Here is a 3274-nt window from a genome sequence, read left to right on the forward strand (position 1 = left end):
ATGATTCCGGACTGATTCCGACCGCGGCGCTGGCCCTGACGTTCCAGAAATAAAACGGGCGCCTTGCGGCGCCCGATGTCGATGAAGCGATGTTGTTGTTGGAGACGTCTAACCGATCAGAACGTGTGGCGGATGCCGAGACCGTAGGCCTGCGCTTGGCCACCGACCGGAACGTTGCTCTGCACCGGACCGGTGTTGGTACCCATACGGTAGCGGCTGATATCGCCGTTATCCTGAAGCGTGTAGAAAAGGTACGCCAGCGTGCGCTTGGAAAAATTATAGCTTCCGCCGATCGAGTATTGATTCGTGCCGGTACCATCTGCGTTGCAGATCTGGGGACCGACCGACGTGCAGCTTGCGTCGTTCGCCGTCATCCAGCCCGCACGCAGGGTAAAGTTGCCGAAGCCATAAGTGCCCATGAAGCCGTAGGCATTCCGCTTCCAGTCCCTGACCAGGCCGGAGTTGGCTGTGTTGGTGAATTCCAGCCCATCCGTGCTGTAGCTCAGCCGTTCGAAGACGCCGTAGAGGCTGAAACCCCACAGGTTCTGGGCGCCAATCACGACCTTACCGCCCCAATCCTTGGAGCTCGAACCGAGCGTCGTCGTGCCGGTCATCACGCGGGTGCCGAAATAATCCTGGTGCTGCTCGTACGAGGCCGCGGCATAGATCGGCCCGTTGTCATACTGCAGCGAAGCACCCCACATCCAGGGATTGAGCTGGCCTGCACGGGTCGTCCCCGTCGTCACCCCGGAAAGTGCATAGTTCTGCGTACGCTCACCCGCCGAGTACATCAACCGGCCGGAGAAGCCGGCAAAGTCAGGCGACCAGTACTGCACACTGTTGCCTTGCCGACGGTCGAAGGCCGCGTCCTGTGCAAGCGTGGTAAGCGACGCGCCGATAAGTGTCGGCGAGTTGACTGTCGTGCTCAGGACATTGAAGCCCGGCGCGCCGATCACGCTGTTGAACGAGGGCGCGCTGGTCGCGAAGAAGGGGTCGGCCTTAAGCGTGATGAACTTGTAAGGCGTGTCCCACTGACCGTAAAACGCCGTCCCCCAGTTGCTCGCCAGACCCACGTTGGAGTTCCGGCCGCCGAGGTTGCCGCCGCCGGTGTCGAGGTTGATCAAGCTCTCGATCTGGAAGATTCCCTTGAGACCACCGCCCAGATCCTCCGAGCCGCGGAAGCCTATGTTGGACGAGTTGCTCGACAGGCCGGCCTGATTCGGGATTTGCACGAAGGCATCCGCACGGACTGCCGCCGCCTGACTGTTCACGCCGGTGGGCCGAATGATGACGCCATTGACACCCGGTAGTCCCCCGGTAACACCGTAAGTAGGCGCAAATAGGGTCGGATTCAATAGCGGAGCGCCGCCGTCGGCCTTGGCTGCCTCAAGGTCGGCGTTGAGCGTGCCATAAATCTGCACAAACGAGCTTTGCGCCAGAGCTGCCGCCGGCGCCGCGAACGCGCCCGCAACGGCCAGAGCAAGCAGATTCTTCTTCATACAAATTCTCCTTAACCGTTAAGAGGAATGCTCTTTCGAGATTTGAACCCAAGGCGCTCGAAAGAGCACACCGCTGGGCAACCTCCCCGCTTTTCCGAGAAGCTGTTGGCATTCTGCCAAAGCGCAAGAAGAACGAGCAACAAACATTGTAGGCAATAGGCCAATTACGGCCTTTTTTGTTGCTTTCTCGCAACAGCAGGGTTACCTGCAGAAAAGCTGCCGAAGCGCCTCGCCCGGGTCTGCCGCACGCATGAACGCCTCACCTACCAGGAACGCGGGGATGCCCGCGGCGCGCAGGCGACCGACGTCCGCGGGGGTGAGAATGCCGCTCTCGGTGACGACGATGCGGTCTGCTGGCACGCGGGCGGCGAGTTCCAGGGTCGTGTCGAGACGCGTCTCGAAGGTCCTGAGGTTGCGATTGTTGACGCCGAGGAGCGGTGTCGTGAGCGCAAGCGCGGCGTCGAGCTCGGGACCGTCGTGCACCTCCACCAGGACAGCCAGGCCGATCGAGCGCGCCAAGCGCTCGAGGTCGAGCATGGCGGCAGGCGCGAGCGCGGCGGCGATCAGCAGGATGCAGTCCGCACCCATCGCCCGCGACTCGTAGACCTGATATGGATCGACGATGAAGTCCTTGCGCAACACGGGCAGCGCGCAGGCGTCACGCGCAGCCTGGAGATAGTCCGGCGCACCCTGGAAGAACTGCCGGTCGGTGAGCACGGAAAGGCAGGCGGCGCCGTGCGCGGCATAGCTCGCGGCGATGGCCGCAGGCTCGAAGGGATCACGCAACAGACCCTTGCTCGGGCTCGCGCGCTTCACCTCGGCGATGACGGCAGGCTCACCCGCCGCCACTTTCGCGCGGATAGCGCCCATGAAATCGCGCAGCGGAGGTGCCTGCTCGGCATCGGCGCGGATGGCGGCGAGCGGCCTTCGCGCTTTCGCTGCCGCCACCTCCTCGGCCTTGACGGCAAGGATCCGCGCGAGGATGTCGCTCAACGTCGGTCTCTCTATTGGCTCGCGGCCTGCCGGCTGAACGCCACCAGCGCGCGCAGCTTGTCTCGCGCGGCACCACTGGCGAGCACCCGCCGCGCCTCGTCGATGCCCGCAGCGATGGACCCGGCAACACCCGCAACGTACAGCGTCGCACCCGAGTTGAGCAGCACGATATCGCGTGCCGGGCCGGGCGTGTCGTCCAGAACCGAAAGCAGCATCGCCTTGGCCGACGCGGCGTCGGCAACGCGGATGGCGTCCGTCGAAGAGAGAGAAAACCCGAACTGCGCCGGGGACAGCACGTACTCGGAGACCTGGCCGTCACTCAATTCGCCGACCAGGGTGTCGCCCGCAAGGGTGATCTCGTCGAGGCCGTCGGAGCCGTGAACGACCAGCGCGCGCTGGCTCCCGAGACGCTGCAGCACACGCACCTGGATGCCGACGAGGTCCGGATGGAAGACGCCGAGGAGTTGCCGCGTGGCACCGGCCGGATTGGTGAGCGGACCGAGGATGTTGAAGAGCGTGCGCACGCCGAGCTCGCGTCGGACCGGCGCCGCATGCCTCATGGCGCCGTGAAAATTGGGCGCGAACATGAAGCCGATGCCGACCTCGGCGATACACCGCGCGACCGCCTCCGGCGCGAGGTTCAGGTGCACGCCGAGCGCCTCGAGCACGTCCGCGCTGCCCGACTTGCTCGACACCGAGCGCCCGCCGTGCTTCGCCACCTTCGCACCGGCCGCCGCAGCCACCAGCGCGGAGGCGGTGGAGATGTTGAAGGTGTGCGCAGC

At 64.4% G+C, this 3274-nt stretch carries 3 protein-coding genes; all 3 read right to left on the reverse strand.

Translation table 11 applies throughout. The annotated features are described in order from the left end of the window. Positions 1 to 116: 116 nt before the first annotated feature. Positions 117 to 1499 carry a porin gene (locus tag JNK68_04120; protein ID MBL8539537.1) on the reverse strand — a complete coding sequence of 461 codons (1383 nt, stop codon included), beginning with the start codon at positions 1497 to 1499 and terminating at the stop codon, positions 117 to 119. Between the two features lie 201 nt (positions 1500 to 1700). Then, a complete protein-coding gene (trpC, locus tag JNK68_04125) occupies positions 1701 to 2492 on the reverse strand; it encodes an indole-3-glycerol phosphate synthase TrpC (GenBank protein ID MBL8539538.1) in 792 nt (263 codons plus the stop codon). 11 nt (positions 2493 to 2503) lie between these two features. After that, positions 2504 to 3274: anthranilate phosphoribosyltransferase (gene trpD / locus JNK68_04130; protein ID MBL8539539.1), on the reverse strand; the 771-nt coding region annotated here is incomplete at its 5' end.

The sequence above is a fragment of the Betaproteobacteria bacterium genome (assembly GCA_016791345.1).
Taxonomy (GTDB): domain Bacteria; phylum Pseudomonadota; class Gammaproteobacteria; order Burkholderiales; family JAEUMW01; genus JAEUMW01.